This window comes from Gammaproteobacteria bacterium (genome assembly GCA_035546635.1).
Classification (GTDB): Bacteria; Pseudomonadota; Gammaproteobacteria; order JAURND01; family JAURND01; genus DASZWJ01.
On sequence record DASZWJ010000013.1, the window covers coordinates 11608 to 32733 of the forward strand.

The 21126-nt window shown below is 44.5% G+C and carries 14 protein-coding genes; 6 read left to right on the forward strand and 8 right to left on the reverse strand.

Annotated features, from left to right (window positions below; genetic code table 11):
* Nucleotides 1–5: 5 nt before the first annotated feature.
* The 3 genes from VHE99_02200 to VHE99_02210 are packed head-to-tail and all read right to left on the reverse strand — an operon-like array spanning nucleotide 6 to nucleotide 2603.
* A complete protein-coding gene (locus VHE99_02200; protein ID HVV67836.1) occupies nucleotides 6–614 on the reverse strand; it encodes a hypothetical protein in 609 nt (202 codons plus the stop codon).
* Nucleotides 611–1576 (reverse strand): site-specific DNA-methyltransferase, encoded by a 966-nt coding sequence (locus VHE99_02205; GenBank protein HVV67837.1) that lies wholly within the window; start codon nucleotides 1574–1576, stop codon nucleotides 611–613. Before VHE99_02205 ends, VHE99_02200 begins: the two co-directional genes overlap by 4 nt.
* A 49-nt stretch (nucleotides 1577–1625) precedes the next feature.
* Nucleotides 1626–2603 (reverse strand): beta-ketoacyl-ACP synthase III, encoded by a 978-nt coding sequence (locus VHE99_02210; GenBank protein HVV67838.1) that lies wholly within the window; start codon nucleotides 2601–2603, stop codon nucleotides 1626–1628.
* A gap of 128 nt (nucleotides 2604–2731) precedes the next feature.
* On the opposite strand from VHE99_02210, the gene VHE99_02215 reads away from it, so the two are divergent.
* From VHE99_02215 to VHE99_02235, 5 genes are all read left to right on the forward strand, one after another.
* A complete protein-coding gene (locus VHE99_02215; GenBank protein HVV67839.1) occupies nucleotides 2732–3340 on the forward strand; it encodes an OsmC family protein in 609 nt (202 codons plus the stop codon).
* A gap of 35 nt (nucleotides 3341–3375) precedes the next feature.
* The gene (gene acnA / locus VHE99_02220) at nucleotides 3376–6051 is read left to right on the forward strand and encodes an aconitate hydratase AcnA (GenBank protein ID HVV67840.1); all 2676 of its coding nucleotides are present in this window, start codon (nucleotides 3376–3378) and stop codon (nucleotides 6049–6051) included.
* Nucleotides 6052–6172: 121 nt separating this feature from the next.
* Nucleotides 6173–6331 carry a hypothetical protein gene (locus VHE99_02225; GenBank protein HVV67841.1) on the forward strand — a complete coding sequence of 53 codons (159 nt, stop codon included), beginning with the start codon at nucleotides 6173–6175 and terminating at the stop codon, nucleotides 6329–6331.
* 122 nt (nucleotides 6332–6453) lie between these two features.
* Nucleotides 6454–7881: a bifunctional 2-methylcitrate dehydratase/aconitate hydratase gene (locus tag VHE99_02230; protein ID HVV67842.1), complete on the forward strand. Its 1428-nt coding sequence runs from the start codon at nucleotides 6454–6456 to the stop codon at nucleotides 7879–7881.
* A 94-nt stretch (nucleotides 7882–7975) separates the two neighbouring features.
* Complete coding sequence (locus tag VHE99_02235) at nucleotides 7976–8407, forward strand: hypothetical protein (protein ID HVV67843.1); 432 nt, start codon at nucleotides 7976–7978, stop codon at nucleotides 8405–8407.
* A gap of 115 nt (nucleotides 8408–8522) precedes the next feature.
* Here the strand turns inward: VHE99_02235 and VHE99_02240 are convergent, their stop codons facing one another.
* The 4 genes from VHE99_02240 to guaB all read right to left on the reverse strand — a co-directional run bounded on the left by VHE99_02240 (nucleotide 8523) and on the right by guaB (nucleotide 16681).
* Nucleotides 8523–9692: a fatty acid desaturase gene (locus VHE99_02240; GenBank protein HVV67844.1), complete on the reverse strand. Its 1170-nt coding sequence runs from the start codon at nucleotides 9690–9692 to the stop codon at nucleotides 8523–8525.
* A gap of 118 nt (nucleotides 9693–9810) precedes the next feature.
* The gene (gene hemB, locus VHE99_02245) at nucleotides 9811–10815 is read right to left on the reverse strand and encodes a porphobilinogen synthase (GenBank protein HVV67845.1); all 1005 of its coding nucleotides are present in this window, start codon (nucleotides 10813–10815) and stop codon (nucleotides 9811–9813) included.
* Nucleotides 10816–11039: 224 nt separating this feature from the next.
* Nucleotides 11040–15053, reverse strand: a complete 4014-nt coding sequence (purL, locus tag VHE99_02250) for a phosphoribosylformylglycinamidine synthase (GenBank protein HVV67846.1) — start codon at nucleotides 15051–15053, stop codon at nucleotides 11040–11042.
* A gap of 149 nt (nucleotides 15054–15202) precedes the next feature.
* Nucleotides 15203–16681 carry an IMP dehydrogenase gene (gene guaB, locus VHE99_02255; GenBank protein HVV67847.1) on the reverse strand — a complete coding sequence of 493 codons (1479 nt, stop codon included), beginning with the start codon at nucleotides 16679–16681 and terminating at the stop codon, nucleotides 15203–15205.
* A 187-nt stretch (nucleotides 16682–16868) separates the two neighbouring features.
* On the opposite strand from guaB, the gene rnr reads away from it, so the two are divergent.
* Nucleotides 16869–19031 (forward strand): ribonuclease R, encoded by a 2163-nt coding sequence (rnr, locus tag VHE99_02260; protein HVV67848.1) that lies wholly within the window; start codon nucleotides 16869–16871, stop codon nucleotides 19029–19031.
* A gap of 57 nt (nucleotides 19032–19088) precedes the next feature.
* On the opposite strand, the gene VHE99_02265 is transcribed toward rnr, so the two are convergent.
* Nucleotides 19089–21074 carry a hypothetical protein gene (locus tag VHE99_02265; GenBank protein HVV67849.1) on the reverse strand — a complete coding sequence of 662 codons (1986 nt, stop codon included), beginning with the start codon at nucleotides 21072–21074 and terminating at the stop codon, nucleotides 19089–19091.
* Nucleotides 21075–21126 lie beyond the last annotated feature (52 nt).

Consider the following 21126-nt stretch of genomic DNA (forward strand, 5'->3'; position numbering starts at 1 on the left):
AGATTTTATCTAGGATCTTTGCTAGATGTTTTGACAGAACCTATTACCTTTAATTTCCCTTCTTTTCTCATTAACAAATCATGTTGATAACTAGTTGGAAACAAAACAACTCCATTATCATCTTTAACCTTAACCTGAAATGTTCCTGATACACAATCAACTTTTAAATAAGTTATTAGCAGACGTATTAACATCTCAAACAAATCACCATTCACTTTGCGTGCTTGATTAGATTTTCCAGATGGCAAAGCATCTAATGTCGCGCCAATTGATTGCAGAATTGTGTAAATAGTGCGTATTAAATGTATGCGAAAATCTTCATTTGCATTTTGTTCTTCTCGCAACTGGTGTAGTGCTTCTAAAGCTTTACTTGAATTTACAAGAAATTCTTCTGCTTTATACATTAAGTTAGAATTAATTGGCCTTGTTATATTATAATTTCCATCTTTCTTGTATTGATAAAAGCAATAGTGGTTTTCATTTTGCGAAATTATTTCTGCTTGAAAGCCATCTTTAATAAAACACAAATATTTGTAATAAAAATCAATATAATCATGAATAGATAGAAAATTTTTCTTATTTATTGCAAATTGTACCAATTCTTCCAATTTCATCGTATTGATTCCCTGCGTTCGGCAGTCTTGCGATCAAACTCTATCCACTCCTCTTTGGTTAGATTCCGACAATTTTTTATTCTCCTGATTGCCCATTTATTATAATCTTCATTAAGGTCACATCCCAGCCAATATCTATTGAGTTGTTCAGAAACAACTAATGTTGTACCAGAACCAGAAAATGGATCAATGACTAGGTCACCTTCATTTGAGGAAGATAAAACAAATTTTCTAATTAATTCTTCTGGCTTCTGAGTAGGATGCGGCGTTTTTTCTTCCATGCCATTGCAGGTTGTTGGTATATCTATTACATCTTTTGGCTTTGCTCCTTTGGGGTTAGGGGACCAAACATTTTGTTTTTTCGTAGCCCCTCCTTTTCCATACATACTGCTTTTTGCTTGAGGATGAGAGGGATATTTAAGAGTATGTGCGCTATAGGGGATTCTTACATCATCAATATTGAGTTTAAATTTTTTTGATTTACGCAAATGAATAATGCTTTCATGTGATCTTCCCCAATCATTACCCAGGTTGGCTTTATTTTTATAATGCCAAATAAGCCAACGACATCCCTCAAAATACTTTGATGCCGGATACTTTAAATCAGCTAATATTTCAGAAAATCCACAAATATATAATGATCCCGTAGATTTTAGCACTCTGGAAGCTTCTCTAATCCACTGGATAGACCAATTTAGATATTCATCTTGACTGTCGAAGCTATCCCAATCTGCTTTTTTAATATTATATGGTGGGTCTGCAAAAACTAAATCAACGCTTTCCGACCGTAAAGATGAGAGCCATTCTATGGAATCACCCAAATATAACTTACCCAAGTTATTTTCATACTGTAATTTAAAATTTCTATGATATAACTCGTTTAAGTCTTTATTTCTTAGCAGATGCTTATCCTGATGTTGAGCATTCCTTGAATTGATTATTTCCACTCTAGGTTGTGCCATTCAAATTCTCCCATGATTCATTTTTAAAGGAATTTCCTTTAAAAAGTTCCTAAACAGAAATCAACGCCGTTCCCCAAGTATAACCTGCGCCAAATCCAACCAATAAAACTAAGTCCCCCGCCGAAATTTTGTTAGATTTAACCGCTGAATCAAACGCCAATGGAATCGAAGCGGCTGAAGTATTACCATGCTGCTGCAAAGTGATGACAAAACGCTCATGAGGAATATTCATGCGCTCTGCAACCGCATGGATAATACGTATGTTCGCCTGATGCGGAATTACCCAAGCTATGTCGTGTTCTTGTAAATTGTTTTCCGCCAAAGTGTCTTTAATCAATGACACAAAATAATTCACTGAATTTTTATAGACTTCGCGGCCATTCATTAACATATGGCGATTGGCCGTTTCCAGCTCGGCATAACCCCGTCCTATGCCCCAAGGTACCTCCAAGTCTTGGCGACCTGCACCATCACAGCTGATGGTGCAGTGCAGTATCCCCTTGCCATCTTCTGCATCATCACGTTCTAATACCAATGCACCAAAACCATCACCAAATAGAACACAAGTGGTTCGATCGCGCCAATCAATGACTTTTGACAGCGCCTCACACCCCATCACCAAAGTACGGCGAATTTTTTTATCCGCCTGCATAAAACACCAGGCATTGTATAAGGCATACATAAAACCACCGCAAGCGGCTTGCAAGTCAAAAGCAATGCACTGCGTAATCCCCAATAATCCTTGCACAATCGCCGCAGTACTCGGCATGATTTGCCAAGGCGTGCTGGTGCTGATGACAATGGCATCTATGTCTTCAGGTGAAAGTTTGGCTTTCTCTATAGCCAATCGCGCAGCTTCCACCGTACAGTCCAAAAACGTCTCATCTTCACTCAAGATATGACGTTGCCTGATCCCCGTCATTTTTTGAATCCATTCATCCGAAGTATCGACTTGTTTAGCTAAATCAAAGTTAGTGACAATCCGCTTGGGAAGCACACTACTGCTGGATAGAATTTTTATAGTCATGAAGTTTCTCGAGCATAGAACACAGGCCACCCTAATCTTGGTGGCTAAATTTTTATATGCTATTCTAGACAATACGTAGTAATAATCTAGTAGTAAGTCGAAGTGCTACCTTATAAGGAAGTAACACCATGAATCACCCCCAAAAACCATCCAGTGACGATTCCGTCTGGCAAAAAAAAGTCGCCTCCACGCAAAAATCCATTGATGAAGCCATTGAAGAATCATTTCCAGCCAGCGATCCGCCCGCCTGGACGACCACCATCAGTCACGCCCATCCCCAAGAAAACTTAACCAAAACCACCCTAGCATGGCAAAGAACGACAACAGATTTCATCTATGAAACCTATAACCGCGATGCCACTTTAACTTTTAGTGGCGGTGAAACCCTCCTAGTTTCCAATCCTTCCCTTTATTATGGCGATTCCCGCTTTACCAATTCAGAAGAGTTATTCGTCGCCGCCCTGTCCTTTTGTTACATGCATACCCTTCTCGCCATTGCCAGCAAACAGCGCTACAAAATCAAAAGTTACACCGACAAAGCCATAGGAAAAATCGGCAATAATGCGCAAGGTGCTATGTGTGTCGTTGAAATCCAATTGCATCCAGAAATCTTATTTGAAGAACAACCCGATAATAACCAAATACAAAAATTGCAAGAAAGCGCTCATAAACATTGTTTTATCGCTAACTCTATTAGCTCAAAAATCAATATCCATATCACCGCACTTACAGCCTGATACTTTCTCGGCATTTAATAAGGAGAACATCTGACATGTCAAAAGATTCTTTTAATACCCGCCGTACCTTGAAAGTAAACGCCACGGAATATGAATACTTTAGCTTAGCCGCTGCGGAAGCCGAAGGCCTCCACGGTGCATCCAGATTACCTTTTACCTTAAAAATTTTACTGGAAAACTTACTGCGTTTTGAAGATGACGAAAGCGTCACCCGCCAGGATATCCATGCCATGGCACAATGGCTCAACGAAAAATATTCCGATCATGAAATCGCCTACCGTCCAACGCGAGTGTTAATGCAAGATTTTACCGGAGTCCCCGCTATTGTCGATCTAGCCGCCATGCGCGATGCGATCAAAAATCTAGGCGGGGACCCAGAACGTATTAATCCTTTATCCCCTGTCGATTTGGTCATCGATCATTCAATACAGGTGGATGCGTTTAACAGCAAAGACGCCATGAAAATAAATGCCGAATTGGAAATGCAACGTAATTTTGAACGTTACGAATTTCTACGCTGGGGACAAAAAGCTTTCAATAATTTCAACGTCGTGCCGCCAGATACCGGCATCTGCCATCAAGTCAATCTGGAATATTTGGCCAAAGGCATCTGGTCAACTCAAAACGCCAACGGCCGATTCCTCGCTTTCCCCGATACTTTAGTCGGCACCGACAGCCATACCACCATGATTAACGGCTTAGGAGTGCTAGGCTGGGGTGTAGGCGGCATTGAAGCAGAAGCTGCCATGCTGGGACAACCCATTTCCATGGTGATCCCGGAAGTCATCGGTGTTAAATTATCTGGCAAACTGCGCGAAGGTATAACCGCCACCGATCTCGTGCTTTATTTAACACAAATGCTGCGTAAACAAGGCGTTGTCGGCAAATTTGTAGAATATTTCGGCCCTGGATTGACTGACCTGCCTCTGGCAGATCGCGCTACGATAGGCAATATGGCGCCTGAATATGGCGCAACCTGCGGCTTTTTTCCCATCGATCGCATTACTATCAACTACATGCGACTCACCGGCCGTGATGAACAAACCCTGGCACTGGTTGAAGCCTATGCCAAAATACAGGGATTATGGCATGATGAAAATGTCCATGATCCTATGTTTACCGAAGTGCTGGAATTGGATTTGGGTAAAGTTATACCCAGTGTGGCCGGTCCAAAACGCCCGCAAGACCGTGTTGCCTTATCTGAAATCAATACAGCTTTCGATAAATTATTAGCAGACGCACAACTTACTTCAGAAAAACAAGATAAATTTTCAACAGGTGCAGGTTTCGATCTCGGCCACGGCGATGTCGTGATTGCCGCCATTACCAGTTGCACCAACACTTCCAACCCCAGCATTTTGATGGCAGCAGGTTTGCTAGCTAAAAAAGCGGTAGAACAGGGCTTAAAAACTAAACCTTGGGTCAAAACTTCACTGGCACCGGGTTCACGAGTCGTCACACGTTATCTAAATGAATCCGGCCTGCAAACCTGGCTGGATCAGCTAGGATTTTCGCTGGTTGCTTATGGTTGTACCACTTGCATTGGCAATTCGGGCCCATTACCAGAACCGGTAGCTGAAACCATCAATGAATTCGATTTAGTCGTCTCCGCTGTATTATCTGGGAATCGTAATTTTGAAGGCCGCATCCATCCGCAGGTAAAAGCCAATTGGCTAGCTTCCCCACCCTTGGTAGTAGCCTTTGCCTTAGCCGGCACCACACGAATCGACCTAACAACTGAGCCGCTAGGCCACAACCCGCAAGGCCAACCGGTATTTCTGAAAGATATCTGGCCAACTAGCAATGAAATCGCCAATGCTGTCAATGTGCTCAATGAAAAAATGTTTCGCGAACAATATGCTGATGTTTTCACGGGTGACAATGCTTGGCAGGCGATTAAAGTATCAGAAAGCCAAACTTTTTCCTGGCGTAACGGTTCAACCTATATTCAACAGCCGACATTTTTTTCTTCCATGACCCGTTACCCCGAAGCCGTGCAAGATATAAAAGGTGCACGCCTACTTGCGTTACTTGGCGATAGCGTGACGACAGACCATATCTCTCCTGCTGGCTCGATAAAACCCGATAGCCCAGCTGGGAAATACTTATTATCCAACGGGGTAACCGTTGCTGATTTCAATTCCTATGGCGCAAGACGTGGTAATCATGAGGTGATGGTCAGAGGTACCTTTGCCAATATCCGCATCCGCAATGAAATAATTCCTGGTATCGAAGGTGGATTTACCAGACATTTTGGAAGCGGAGAAATTCTGCCTATCTATGATGCGGCCATGCGCTATCAGGAAGAGCATACCCCCTTAATCGTGGTCGCCGGTGCTGAATACGGCACAGGTTCCTCACGCGACTGGGCAGCCAAGGGCTCTAAACTGTTAGGTGTCGTTGCAATTATCGCGGAAAGTTTTGAACGTATTCACCGCTCCAATTTGATTGGCATGGGGGTACTGCCTTTAGAATTTGCGCATGGCACCAACCGCCATACTTTGGGCTTAACCGGTGCAGAAGTCATTGATATCAGCGGCCTAAGCGAAAGCCTTAAACCCAATATGAAAGTTAAAGCAGTTATTCACTATCCGTCTGGAGAAACTATCGAAACCAGTCTAGTTTGCTGCTTGAGCACTTTGAATGAGGTGGCGTATTATAAACACGGGGGTATATTACAGTATGTGATGCGGGCAATGTTGTCGCATTAAAATCCGAAAGAAGCTGATTAATATCCTTCTCCCCTTGTGGGCTAGGGTATGCACACATGTTTCCTTAGCTTAGAAGCTAAAGAAACATGTGTGCATACCCTACCCTTGTGGGAGAAGGAGTGTGCATATGGTTTATTTGACTCAGGATATCTGTAATGCGTATAAAGATTCAGGGCAAAGAATTGATCTCAGCAAAGAAGCTGGACAATGTGCACGTTTATTTAAGAGTATTTCTAATTCTTATAATAAAATAGCTGATGGTTTAATAAAGTTGTTGTAGCTCTAGCTGTCATTCATACCATAGTGACGGCCTATCATCCTTCGCTTCGCTCCATAAGCGAAGGATGACAGACCAGACACCCCCAATACAGGAAACCCTCCGTGACCCATTTCACCCCCGACATGAACTTACGCCCTGATTTCGATCAGGAAATCCAAGCGATTGCACATTATGTTAGCGATTACTCAATCAATAGCCAAGAGGCCTACCGCACCGCGAAATTCTGTCTGATGGACAGTCTGGGTTGCGCTTTATTGGCGCTGCGTTATCCAGAATGTACTAAATTGTTAGGACCTATAGTCCCGGGTGCGACTCTAGCCAATGGCGCAAGGGTTCCAGGCACGCAATTTGAACTAGATCCAGTCCAAGCTGCATTTAATATCGGCACCCTCATTCGCTGGCTGGATTACAATGACACTTGGTTGGCTAAAGAATGGGCGCATCCTTCAGATAATTTAGGTGGCATATTAGCCGTTGCTGATTACTTGAACCGACAAGCTTTACTCACTCAGCATAAGTTGCTGACCCTGCACGATGTGCTAACAGCCATGATTAAAGCCCATGAAATCCAAGGCATACTGGCCTTGGAAAATAGCTTTAACCAAGTTGGATTAGATCATGTGGTTTATGTCAAAGTTGCAACCACAGCCGTGGTGACCCAATGGTTGGGCGGCCAACATCAAGAGCTATGTGCTGCCATATCACAAGCTTTTATAGACGGCCAGAGCCTGCGTACTTATCGCCATGCACCGAATACTGGTTCGCGTAAATCTTGGGCGGCAGGTGATGCAACTTCCCGCGGCGTGCGCTTAGCACTCATGACCTTGCGTGGCGAGGCCGGTTATCCAAGCGCGTTATCCGCCAAACGTTGGGGATTATATGATGTCTACTTCCAAGGCAAACCTTTTCAGTTTCAGCGCCCCTTTGGCAGTTATGTGATGGAAAATGTATTATTCAAAATCTCTTACCCTGCAGAATTCCATTCACAAACTGCAGTAGAAGCAGCCATTCAACTGCATCCAAAAGTCAAAGACCGCTTGCCAGATATTCAGCGCATTACTATCCGCACCCAAGAAGCCGCTATGCGCATTCTGAACAAAAAAGGACCGCTATATAATCCTGCAGATCGTGACCATAGCCTGCAATATATCACGGCAATTGGGTTGATTTTTGGCACTTTAACGGCCGATGATTATGAAGATAAAGTAGCCGCTGATGCTCGCATTGACGAGCTGCGCGATAAAATGGAGTTAACTGAAGATGCAAATTTCTCGCGTGATTACCTTGACCCAGACAAACGCTCGATTGGTAATGCCATTCAAATATTTTTTAAAGATGGCACAGCGACGGATGAAATTGCTGTCGAATATCCTGTAGGTCATCAAAGACGCCGCGAAGAGGGCATTCCATTATTAGTAGAAAAATTTCAGCAAAATCTATTGACGCGATTTCCTAAAGGACGGGCTGAAAAAATATTGCACTTATTTGATAATCAAGAAAAATTAGAAAATATGCCGGTGCAGGAATTTATGGCATTGTGGGTTATTTGACCTCACTTCTGTTTTAAACATCTGTTTATTGGACTTGTTTAAACTCTTTTGAGGATTCATTCTTAATCTTCTACACTAAAGGAGAAAATTATTCATGAGTGATTTTAAAGAAGAAGCAAAAAAAGGCACTGCTACGGTGGCTGATGATACTGAAATATTAGCAATTCTAATTGCTACAGCTAAAGCCAGCAAAAATCATCCCAATGATTTATACAATTTGGCAAAGCATTATGATGATGCCGGAAATTTACCAGTAGCAATAAGATATTATAAACAAGCTGCTAATCTTGGACATGCATTTTCAAGAGTGCGTTTACAGGAAATACAGACAAATAATCAAACGACTGGAGTGAAATTTTGGCCTGAAATGACACACTATCAACAAAAAGCAGAAGAGAAAAAGGCTAATCAACCATCAACACCAGTCTCCACCGTTTCAACAACAGTGGGAGGAACCACACAAAATACAACGACCACAACTGCTGATATGGAAGGAAGCTCTTCTCCATCTTATAGAAGCAGTTGAGTTCAATCAAATTTTAGATTTCAGGAGCAGGAGTCAAACTTGAGTCCTGCTCATTTTTTGAGTCTTAACTGGAACCTATTGCTTAACTGCTTCAGCATTAGATTCTCATAGTTTACTACCTCCCACTCTCTACCACCAAACCTAACTGGTTTTGATGCCGAACTATATTACTCCAAACTGTCAAAGTACTTTTAAGTTCGCGCCGGGCTTTTTTCAAATGTTCGCGCTGCGCATAGAGGTGGGTGCGGTATTCTGACATCTTACCTTTCAAATATTGAATCTTCTCTTTTTTAAGTCTCTGGTAATCCTGCTCCAGCTGCTCAATTTGCAAGGCCACTTCTAAAATGCGTTCACGTAAGCGCTGAATATAAGCAGAAAACGATCGTGCATATTCGGAAATAACGTGTGAATGGGTTAAATTGGGATTTTCATGCGAGCGTAATTGATAACGGATAATCTGCTCTTTTCTGACTTGCTTTAAGTCTGTTGCCCAACCGAAAAAAGCTAAAGTGCGGATTAACCATTTAGCCGGATCATAGTCATAAAAACGAATGCCATTACGGTAATCCACTGCAAACTGGTGATGGAAGTTATGATAACCTTCACCATAAGTGAATAATGCGGTTATCCAATTATCACGTGCACTTTGCTGATTTGAATAAGTACGCTTGCCAAATACATGGCACACTGAATTAATGCAGAATGTCATCTGCTGGTTAAACACAATGCGTAACGCACCGGCAATGATTAATCCGCCCCAAGCATCTCCCCACAGCGCGCCTAACGCCATAGGAAAAACAAAACCCATAAAAATAGCAATCGGCACAAAGAAACGATGCTGCAACATGACCAGGCGATCAGCCGCCAGGTCTTCCACATTGGAAAAATCCCGCTTAGAAGTATCTAACACAAACAACCAGCCGATATGTGCGTACCAAAAGCCTTTTTTGATGTTATAAGGGTCTTTGTCCGTATCGGTATAACGATGATGATTACGATGGTCTGTACTCCACTCCATGACACTGCCTTCAAAGGTGGCTGCACCGAACAGCAAAAGTAATAAACGCACAGGCCAAATGGTTTTATAAGTGCGGTGGGAAAATAAGCGATGATAGCCCGCAGTAATCGATAAACCGGTCAATCCCGTCATCACGAATGCCAATAGCACTGTCGCCCAATGCAGGTTGCCATTTTTGACGATAAAAAATGTGGCAATAATTGCAACGACAGGGGTGATTGTTAAAAACAGGGTATTAGTCCAGTTGATACGCTTCAAGATACTCATTTATAAATCATCTCCAATAAAAAATAGACCCTGGGAAGGGGGATGTTTTGGTTTTTTTTAACATAGTTATTATAATACTAAAATCTTAGGGTTTTATGAAATGGAGGCTATGCCAATTCTACTCACCCCCAAGCCACTGTGCCACCTGTTTTGCAAAATAGCTCAAAATAAATCTAGCTCCGGCGCGCTTGATCGCTATCAGCGACTCTAGAGCGGCTTGTTGTTCATCGACCCAACCATTGGCCGCTGCCGCCTTAATCATAGCAAACTCGCCACTGACCTGATATGCCCCCAAAGGTACTCCAGGAAAGGCTTGGCTGACCCGATAGATGATATCCAGATAAGCACCGGCCGGTTTAACCATCACTAGATCGGCGCCTTCGGTTAAATCCAGCGCGACTTCACGCAATGCCTGACCCCCATTGGCGGGATCCATTTGATAGCTGCGGCGGTTACCCGACTGAGGTGCACTTTCTGCAGCCGCACGAAAGGGTCCATAAAATGCCGAACAATACTTGGCAGAATAACTTAAAATCGGCAATTCTGGGTACCCTTCAGTATCTAAACCCTGGCGTATGGCTGCCACCATGCCATCCATCATGCCGCTTGGCGCAATAATATCTGCACCGGCTCTGGCATGGCTGACCGCTTGCGCTGCCAATAATTCCAAAGTCGCATCATTATCGACATCCCATAGGCCACTGTGCTGCTTCATTACTCCGCAATGACCATGATCGGTGTATTCACAAAAGCATAAATCCGTGATGACTAACAAATCAGGTGCACAATCTTTGATGATTTTAATGGCTTGCTGGATCACCCCATCGGCTTGATTGGCACTGCTGCCGGTTGCATCTTTAAATGCGGGAATACCAAATAGAATAACGCCAGGAATACCTAAGGCTTTTATCGTCTTAATCTCATCTACGAGTAAATCGCAACTTAACTGAAAATGCCCGGGCATAGAAGCAATCGGTTGCCTAATACCACTGCCTGCTTTGACAAATAACGGTAAAATAATATCGTTTACAGATAGGTGGGTTTCACGAACAAGGTCGCGAAGTTTTGCAGAATAACGTAGACGCCGTAATCGGGTGGTGGGAAATCTAGATGAAGTATGCATGGTAACCCTTATCTTTCATTTGTTAGTCGTAGCACGAAACATAAAAATAGCGTCATTCCCGCGCGCAGGCGCACTAGTGTCCGGTAAAACTCTGTACCCCCTCTCCCCTTGTGGGAGAGGGTTGGGGGGAGGGGATATAGAGTTTTACCGGACACCAGTGCGCCTGCGCGGGAATGACAGACTTGAATTTCGCGCCAGCGACTAATTAACAATAGTTTCCTAGTCTAACCTACCCAAACTCGGGCATTTCTAAACATACGCAATGTAGGTCCATCCTCACCCCATGCTTCGGGATGCCAAGAATTCTGCACCGTGCGAAATACCCGCTCTGGATGCGGCATCAAAATGGTGACTCGCCCGTCCGTGGTAGTTAAAGACGCTATACCCAGCGGACTGCCATTAGGATTCATTGGATACTGTTCCGTCGCGACGCCGTAATGATCGACATAACATACAGGAACTAAATTCTGTGATAACACCTGCGCTGCTTGATTAGCATCAGCAAACTGTGCATAACCTTCACCATGTGAGCTCGCCATACACAGGCGCGATCCTGCCATGCCTTGGAAAAAAATCGAAGGTGTCGTTTTGATTTCTACCAAGCTTAAGCGTGCTTCAAATTGTTCCGAGCGGTTACGTATAAATGCTGGCCAATGGTTACTGCCTGGAATAATGTCTTTTAGCTGCGATAACATCTGACAACCATTACAAGCACCCAGGGTAAAAGTATCAGAGCGGGCAAAAAAAGCGGCGAATTCATCCCTAGCCCGAGGTTGATATAAAATAGTTTTCGCCCAACCTTGTCCTGCGCCTAATACGTCACCATAGGAAAAACCGCCCCCGGCAGCCAAACCTACAAATTCCCGCAAACTCACTCGCCCCTGCATAATATCGGTCATATGCACATCAACCGCTGTGAATCCTGCCCTATCAAATGCTGCTGCCATTTCATACTGACTATTTACACCTTGTTCACGCAAAATTGCAACCTTAGGTCGCGCAGACTTAGCAATAAAGGGCGCGACAATATTCTCGTTTAAGTCAAATGTCAGATGTACATTTAACCCTGGATCTTTCGTATCTAAAATCCGTGCGTAAGCTGCTTCTGCACACGCAGGATTATCACGCAGGGCTTGCATCCGATAACTGGTTTCTGACCATAAACGCTGAAAATACACTCTGGACTCAGCCAATACCCGCTGTCCCTGCCAATAAAATTCTAGCGTATCGCTGCTATTTACAGTGCCGATCACCCGACTATGCTTAGCTAAGTGTGTACACGTGTTTAAGTAGGCCAAAACTGCCTCAGTATTTTGCCGACGCACTTGAATGACTGCGCCTAATTCTTCTGTGAATAATGCTTGTAGGGGCTGCTCAGCTGCACCATCGAGATTGACCGTGATGCCGGTATGTCCGGCAAAAGCCATTTCACACAATGTCACAAATAGCCCGCCATCAGAACGATCATGATAGGCTAATAACCTGTTTTCACTATTCAATTTCTGTATGGCATTAAAAAACTGTTTTAACGCTTCAGGATCATCGACATCCGGTGGCACCGAACCCTGCTGCTCATAAACTTGCGCCAAAGCTGATCCCCCCAGCGCATTACACCCTGCCCCCAAATCAATCAGAATTAAATCCGTGTCACCCAAGTCAGTACGTAGCTGCGGAGTCAAGACTTTTCTGATATCTGTCACCGGAGCAAACGCAGAAACAATTAAAGATAAGGGAGAAATCACGCTTTGTTGTTCACCGCCTTCTTCTTCCCAAACCGTACGCATAGACAAAGAATCTTTGCCGACAGGAATACTGATGCCCAAAGCGGGGCATAATTCCAACGCTACGGCCTGCACGGCAGCATACAAACCTGCATCTTCACCTGGATAACCGCTTGCTGCCATCCAATTGGCAGATAATTTAATATGAGAAATATCCGCAATAGGTGCGGCAGCGATATTGGTAATCGCTTCACCTACCGCCATCAATGCCGAGGCCGCATGATGAATCAAGGCAATCGGCGCACGTTCACCTATCGCCATGGCTTCACCGGTGTAACCGGTATAACTACTGGCAGTGACCGCCACATCCGCAACGGGAATCTGCCAAGGTCCTACCATTTGATCTCGCGCAGTTAAGCCGCCGACGGTGCGATCACCAATGGTAATCAAAAAAGATTTATCCGCAACACAAGGCAGCTGCAGAACACGCTTAGCCGCCTCTAGCAAATCAATTTCCTGCGTGTGAAATTTAGCCGGTTCAATGGCATCGTGCTTAACCTCGCGGGTTAGTTTAGGCGTATTGCCAAATAACACAGCTAAAGGTAAATCTACCGGTTGGTTGTTAAAACGTGAATCTTCAACAATTAAGTCGGTTTTTTTAGTGGCCTCACCCACTACCGCATAAGGGCAACGTTCACGCTGTGCTAATGCATCAAACTGTGCTAAATCCTTTTCTAAAATGGCCAGTACATAACGTTCTTGCGCTTCGTTGCACCAAATTTCTAATGGCGACAAGGAAGACTCAGCGCTGGGTATGGCACGCAAATCTACAACCCCGCCACAGTCACTACCATGCAAGATTTCTGGGATAGCATTAGATAAACCCCCTGCCCCCACATCATGGATAGATAAAATAGGGTTATGCTCGCCCAAAGCCCAGCAAGCATCGATTACTTCCTGGCAGCGGCGCTGCATTTCCGGATTGCTGCGCTGTACTGAAGCAAAATCTAATTCCGCCTGACGCGTACCGGCTATAGCTGATGAAGCAGCTCCCCCACCAATGCCAATCAATAGTGCTGGACCGCCGATCACAATCAATTTAGTACCGGGTGTGAATGTCTGTTTAGCCACATCGGGGATACGAATATTACCCAAGCCACCTGCAATCATGATGGGTTTATGATAACCACGCACCGCGCCGTGGGCGTTTTTCATATGCACTTCAAACGTGCGGAAATAACCGCATAACCCAGGGCGGCCAAATTCATTATTAAATGATGCCGCGCCAATGGGTGCTTCTAACATAATCTCTAATGCTGAAGCTTGATTGGGGGCTTTGCCATAAGCAAATTCCCAGGGTTGAGAAAAACCTGGAATGTGTAAATTGGATACGGAAAATCCTGTTAATCCGGCTTTAGGTTTAGCCCCGCGACCTACTGCGCCTTCATCACGAATCTCACCACCTGCACCGGTGGCAGCTCCCGGGAAAGGAGAGATGGCGGTGGGATGGTTATGCGTTTCTACTTTGATGACAATGGCAATTTCTTCGGGGTGATATTGATAAGTACGTCGCACCGGATCAGCGAAAAAACGTTCACCCTGGCTGCCGGTTAAAACGGCACCATTATCTTGATAAGCGGAAAGTACGCCTTCTGGATGTTGTTTATAGGTATGGCGGATCATGGCAAACAAGGAATGTTCTTCGGGTCGATCATCAATCACCCAGGCTGCGTTAAATATTTTATGGCGACAATGCTCAGAATTGGCCTGAGCGAACATCATCAATTCAGCATCGGTGGGGTTGCGTTTGAGTTTTTGAAAGCTGGTGAATAGGTAATCGATTTCTGCTTCGCTTAACGCTAAACCTAAAATTGAGTTGGCATGGGTTAATGCACTTTTACCCTGGTTTAAAATATCGATCTCGCGTAAAGGTGCGGGTGATTGATGGTCAAATAAGCTGCTGGTTGCTGCTAGGTTGAAAAATACTGATTCTGTCATGGGATCGTGCAGCAGCGCTGCGAGCTGCCGACGTTGTACTTCATGATACTGACTGAAGCCAGGGTGAATGTGGTAGGCAATACCACGTTCAACGCGTTTTACCTGGGACATGCCACAATTTTGGATGATGTCGCTGGCTTTGGAAGACCAGGGGGAAATAGTACCTAGTCTTGGAAAGACTAAGCAGGAAACTTCTTGAGTATTTAGTAACTGGGCTTCCAGGCTATCTGGAGAAGGGGGCGGTTGATGATCTATGCTAACGCCGGTTTCATCCATCCCGCCTGCCGCTACTAACACTTGCGTATTCTGTGCTTCCAATCTTCCCAGGCAAAATGCCTGGAGCAGGGCTGCCAATTTGTTGTTTTCTGCTGCATTTAATTCGTTGGTCGTTTCTACCAGATAAACTGTATGGGTATCAATTTGCTGTATTTCGGATTGGAAACTTTGCAGCTGTTGCAATATTTTTTGGATGCGAAAACTGGAGAGTGCTGCGGCGCTGGTGTAGCAATAGATACCCATATTGTCCTCTGTAGTTTAATTTGGCAGGTTCCTTCTCCCTTGTGGAACATCGGCGTCAAGCTAAGCACTGTATTCCCTCTCCCCTTGTGGGAGAGGGTTAGGGAGAGGGGATACAGTGCTGGAACAAAGCTAAGGATGATAATAATCGCTCAATCCTCTCGCTCCACCCGATAATTCGGTGCCTCACGCGTAATCATAACATCATGTACATGACTCTCGCGCATCCCTGCGTTAGAAATGCGAATAAATTGTGACTCAGTGCGCAGGGTCTCAATGTCGGCGCAGCCGGTATAGCCCATAGATGCACGCAATCCGCCCAGTAACTGATGTACCACCACCGCCAAGCTGCCTTTATACGGTACTCGGCCTTCAATGCCTTCCGGCACCAATTTTTCTGACTCGACAATATTATCTTGAAAATAACGGTCACTAGAACCTTCCGTTTGCGACATCGCCCCCACCGAACCCATGCCGCGATAAGACTTATAAGAACGGCCTTTATATAATTCAATCTCACCTGGCGCTTCTTCGGTGCCGGCAAATAAACCGCCAATCATCACTGACCAAGCACCTGCAGCAATGGCTTTGCACATATCGCCAGAAAAACGAATACCGCCATCAGCAATTAAAGGAATTCCAGTACCCTTGAGCGCTTCTGCAACCTGCAAAATGGCAGAAATCTGCGGCACACCAATCCCGGCAATGACCCGAGTGGTGCAGATAGAACCAGGCCCCATGCCGACTTTAACGCCATCAGCGCCCACTGCCATAAGGGCTAACGCGGCTTCAGCAGTTGCAATATTGCCACCAATCACCTGAACCTCAGGAAAATGTTGTTTAACCCATTGAATCCGCTCCAACACCCCTTTGGAATGGCCATGTGCAGTATCAACGACAATCACATCAACCCCAGCCCGCACCAAGGCCTCAACCCGCGCTGATGTATCAGGGCTTGTACCCACCGCTGCACCCACCCGTAACCGTCCTTGCGAGTCTTTACACGCATTCGGTTTTTCTTTGGCTTTCAGAATATCTTTAACGGTAATCATGCCACGCAGTTGGAAATGATTATTGATAATCAACACTTTTTCGATACGGTGTTTCTGCAAAAGACTGATGGCTTCTTCGCGGCTGGCGCCTTCCTGCACCGTGACTAAACGTTCTTTAGGCGTCATTAGGTTCGCCACCGGCTGATCTAGCTGGGTTTCAAAACGCACGTCACGGTTAGTGATGATACCGACTAGCTGTTCTCCCTCCACGACCGGCATCCCAGAGATATGGTGCGCTCGGGTCAAGGCCTGCAGTTCACGGATAGAGGTAGAGGGAGTCACGGTAATAGGATCTTTAACGACGCCACTTTCAAATTTTTTCACCGCTCTGACTTGCATGGCTTGCTTTTCCACACTCATGCTTTTATGCAAAATGCCAATCCCACCCTCTTGCGCCAAGGTAATGGCCAGTCGCGCTTCGGTTACAGTATCCATTGCTGCAGATATCAATGGTACATTGAGGGAAATTTCACGGGTTAATTGTGTTCGCAGGGAAACATCTTTAGGTAGCACCTGAGAAAAGCCAGGGAGGAGTAATACATCATCGAAAGTGAGCGCTTCTTCTGGGATAATTCGCATATTGTTATTCCGTCATAGGATCGAGCTGTCAATTGGAAGACTCATTTTAAATGAACTCTGCTAGGCTTTACCACCTCTTTTCAACTAAGAAAATGCTTTCTCCTTGATTCGAATAAAATTTTCGATGACGATTTGAAAACCCATCAGTATAATGCCCATAAATTATTCTTAGGAAAAACCCTCCATCGTGTATAAAAACTACCTAAAAACTGACCCCTACGCCGCACGGGAAGCGGAAAAATATTCAGATCCACTGCCCAGCCGCGAATATATCCTCCAATGCCTAGACCAATTGGGCGAACCGCTTTATGCTGAAAAAATCATTGAGCAATTTGGCCTAACTGACGAAGCTAAACAAGAAGCATTCCGATTTCGCTTAAAGGCAATGGAACGCGACGGACAGCTGATCCGCAATCGTCGTGGCAAATATGCCATCGTCGCACAAATGGACTTGATCCGCGGGCGGGTCACCGGACACAAAGACGGCTTTGGTTTTTTAATCCCGGATGATGGCAGTCCCGATTTGTTTTTAACTCCCTATCAAATGCGTTCACTGTTTCCCGGCGATGTCGTCCTTGCCCGCAGCGCCGAACACGGCACGCGCGGCAAACGCGAAGGCGTCGTGGTGGAAATACTGGAGCGCAACACCCAACAATTGGTCGGACGTTATTACAAAGAAAGAAATATCGCTTTTGTACAACCTGACCATAAAGATATCACCCAAGATATTGTGATCCCACCAGGCGAACAGGGTAAAGCCAAACACGGTCAATATGTGGTCATTGAAATCATTCAACAACCAACCCCACGCCGCCAGGCTGCCGGTCGTGTGATAGAAATTCTCGGCGAGCATTTATCCGCGGGAATGGAAATAGAAGTCGCCATACGTGCCAACGGCCTGCCGCTGCAATGGCCACCTGAGGTCAAGCAAGAATTATCTGCCTGGGATGTTGAAATCCCTAAAGACAGCCTAGCTGGCAGAAAAGACCTGCGTGATTTAGCATTGGTCACCATAGACGGCGCCGATGCTAAAGATTTTGACGATGCAGTTTACTGCGAAGCCAAACCCCGCGGCGGCTGGCGACTCGTAGTAGCCATCGCCGATGTCAGCCATTATGTGCGACTGCATAGTGCACTAGATAAAGAAGCGGTTAAGCGTGGCAATTCGGTGTATTTCCCCGGCCGGGTTATCCCGATGTTGCCTGAAGTGTTATCGAATGAATTGTGCTCATTAAAACCCCAAGTCGATCGCTTATGCATGGTCTGTGATATGAGCATTGATAAAGACGGCAAGCTCATCCGTTATAAACACTATGATGCCGTCATGCGTTCACGAGCGCGTTTAACTTATGATGAAGTGAGTAGCATGCTGGAAGGTAAAAAGAAATCCCAGCCCGCTCTATTACCTTATTTACAATCCCTAGACAGCTTGTATAAAAAGTTGCATAGCCTGCGTGCAGAACGCGGCGCTCTGGATTTTGATACCACCGAAACGCGCATTATTTTCGGCAAGCATAAAAAGATCAAAGAAATTGTGCCCGTTGTGCGCACTGAAGCCCATAAAATTATTGAAGAATGTATGTTGATCGCCAATGTCGCCACGGCGCGCTTTTTAGAAAAGCATAAAATTCCTACGCTATACCGTATTCATCCAGGTCCCAATCCCGATAAGCTACCAACCCTGCAGGAATTTTTAAAAAGCGTAGGCTTACGCCTATCTGGCAGCAATAAACCCACGCCACTGGATTATTGCAAAGTACTGGAAAAGATTACCGGTCGACCTGATGCTCACCTGATCCAAACCGTGCTGCTGCGCTCCTTGATGCAAGCGGTGTATTCCCCCATCAATTCCGGCCATTTTGGCTTGGCTTATGAAGTCTATACGCATTTCACTTCGCCGATACGGCGCTACCCCGATCTTTTGGTACACCGCGCTATTCGTTTTATTCTGCAAAATAAGGGCAAGAAAAAAGCCTTTCCTTACGATCAAGCCATGATGATGCAATTAGGAGAACACTGCTCCCACACCGAACGCCGCGCTGATGAAGCGACCCGCGATGCGGTTGACTGGCTCAAATGTCATTACATGCAGGATAAGTTGGGTAAAGAATATGATGGTATTATCAGCGGTGTGACCGGTTTTGGGGTGTTTGTGGAATTAAGCGGTATTTACGTGGAAGGGCTGCTGCATATTACGTCCCTGAAAGATGATTATTATCACTTCGATCCAGCCAAGCATGCTTTGAAAGGCAAACGCACTGGCACTACTTATCGCCTGGGTGACCGTATTCGAGTGCTAGTGGCGCGAGTTAATCTGGACGATAAACAGATTGATTTTGAGTTGGGGTAAAGCTATATGCCTACACTTTGCAGTTTACACCCCCTTTGAAAAAGGGGGAGAAAAATCTTACAGCAACATACTAAGACTTCCTACCCGTGTTAAGGCAGGTTGGGTAATGCTTTGCTCTTCTTCCTGCTCATTTTGCACTTCTGGCACTTGGGGTAGCTTTGGACTAGGCGTGCGTGGATGTGCATGAAAAGAATGCAGTGAGTTTGCGAATGAAATTCTTTCACCCCGGTGGCTAGAAGGACTTTGAGCATCTTCTACCCTCAAAGCTCCCTTGGATTGAGAAAGATCCAAACTGATTTGACTGCCACTCGCCCCCCCATCCCTCCCTGAAAAATCAAGATTAGAAGAGTTGGAAGTACTCAAAGGTGATAATGGTTCAGATGCCAGAGGCACTGATTTTTTTATAGAAGACAACTCAAGTGGGCCAGCTGTTTTTCTTTTGTCGTCACTTTTATCAGCAATGCCGGGTTGCATTTGTTGCTTGGCATAGTCTAAAAATCCATATTTTTCGTCAAATTTGGCGCCAGTTTTTTTAGTCTTCTCAGAAGAAAATTGGGCTTTCTCCGCTAATTTTACATAAGTGACCAATAGCTCCTGCACAACTTTATTATTATCCTGATCCTTAGCCAATTCGGCAAAAACCCCCGCATTTTTTAACTTCCACAAGCCTTGAGACAATGGCTTCATCAATGATTGCGTCTTGATCGTAGGATGACGCAATATCTGTGTCATGACCCGATTTAATGTTCTTAATGTATCAGCTAGGCGCGTAACAATAATACCGCGATCTTCCATTAACGCTGAACCCCCCGTTTTTTTTAGTTGCATGTGTTTTACAAACAATTCCGCCAAAGCCGTTAAAAAATTGCCACCATCACTCAATTCAAGATTTGGCGCTGCCTTAAAAAGAATGCGCTTATAATCTTTTTCAGTTAATTTATTACGTGTTGTTTCGGTTTCACTAGGAAGCAAGGCTTTAGACTCAAGTCTTTTGCAAAACAGTCGGCAAAGTAGTTCAATATTTTTACTCAGCGGGTCTAATGCATACGCAGTAATATTAAAATGACTAAAAAGTTCGTCTGCTTTTATTTTTTTTGCTGGAAATACTTTATTGAAAAAAGATTTGCGCTCTGCGAGTTCTCTCGATGTTTCTTGTTGAATTTGTAGGATCTCTTGCCTCGTCAGATCATTTGCAGTTTCCATATAATCCCTAGCACGATTTAGTAACCCATAAACAGCCGGTGAATTTTCATCCAATTCACTCTGACGTAAACTGGCAATAGTCTCTTGAATTTCCCTAACAACAGCTCTTAATTCTTGCAGTTTCACAAAAGCTACCGCTTCGGATTTTTTTACCAACTCCGCACTTTCCTGCCAGCTGAGTTTTTTCTTTTTATCCAGTTCCTTCTCTTTCCTTAATATTTCTTCTTCACCCAGCGCTTTTGTTACCGCTCTATCTAAACCCATGAATTCTTTCCAAATGGGTCTAGCAATATCAACTTCTTTTTTTAATTTCTCCAACAAAATTATTTGTTCAGAAGTTAAGGGCTTTTCTGTTTTAGTCAATTTTTTTTCTTCCTGCCTATCTGCAAGAGTTGGACTATGACTTTGATCAGAACTCGAAGCAGAGCTAGAGCTAGAGCTAGAACCGGAATGTGGAGAACTCTTAACATCAAGTTCAAAATCAACTTGAGTAGATGAGAAATTTTTTAAATCTGCAGGTTTTGGCGATGCAACAGCTGATAAAAATTGTTCAATCTGCTGAATACGAGTCTGAATGTTTTTTGGCAACTGCACTTCAGGTTCAGCATAAAAAGCTGCCTTGACAAGAGAAAAACTGTTTTGGCATTCTATTAGGCTTGCGTTTAACGCTTTAGAATAAGCATCATCTATTGCTAAACTGCCAGTACTATCAGCTTCTTTCTTTGCAGTGTCGAAAGTATCTTTGTAAGTCTCTATATGCTCTTCGGCGACCTTTAATTGTTCGTCTATATCTTGTATATACGTACTGAATGCATCTCGTTCATTTAATTGCGTCGACATGGTTAACCCTTAAGTTGATAAGTTATTATTTTTCTAAATATTCATGTAAATT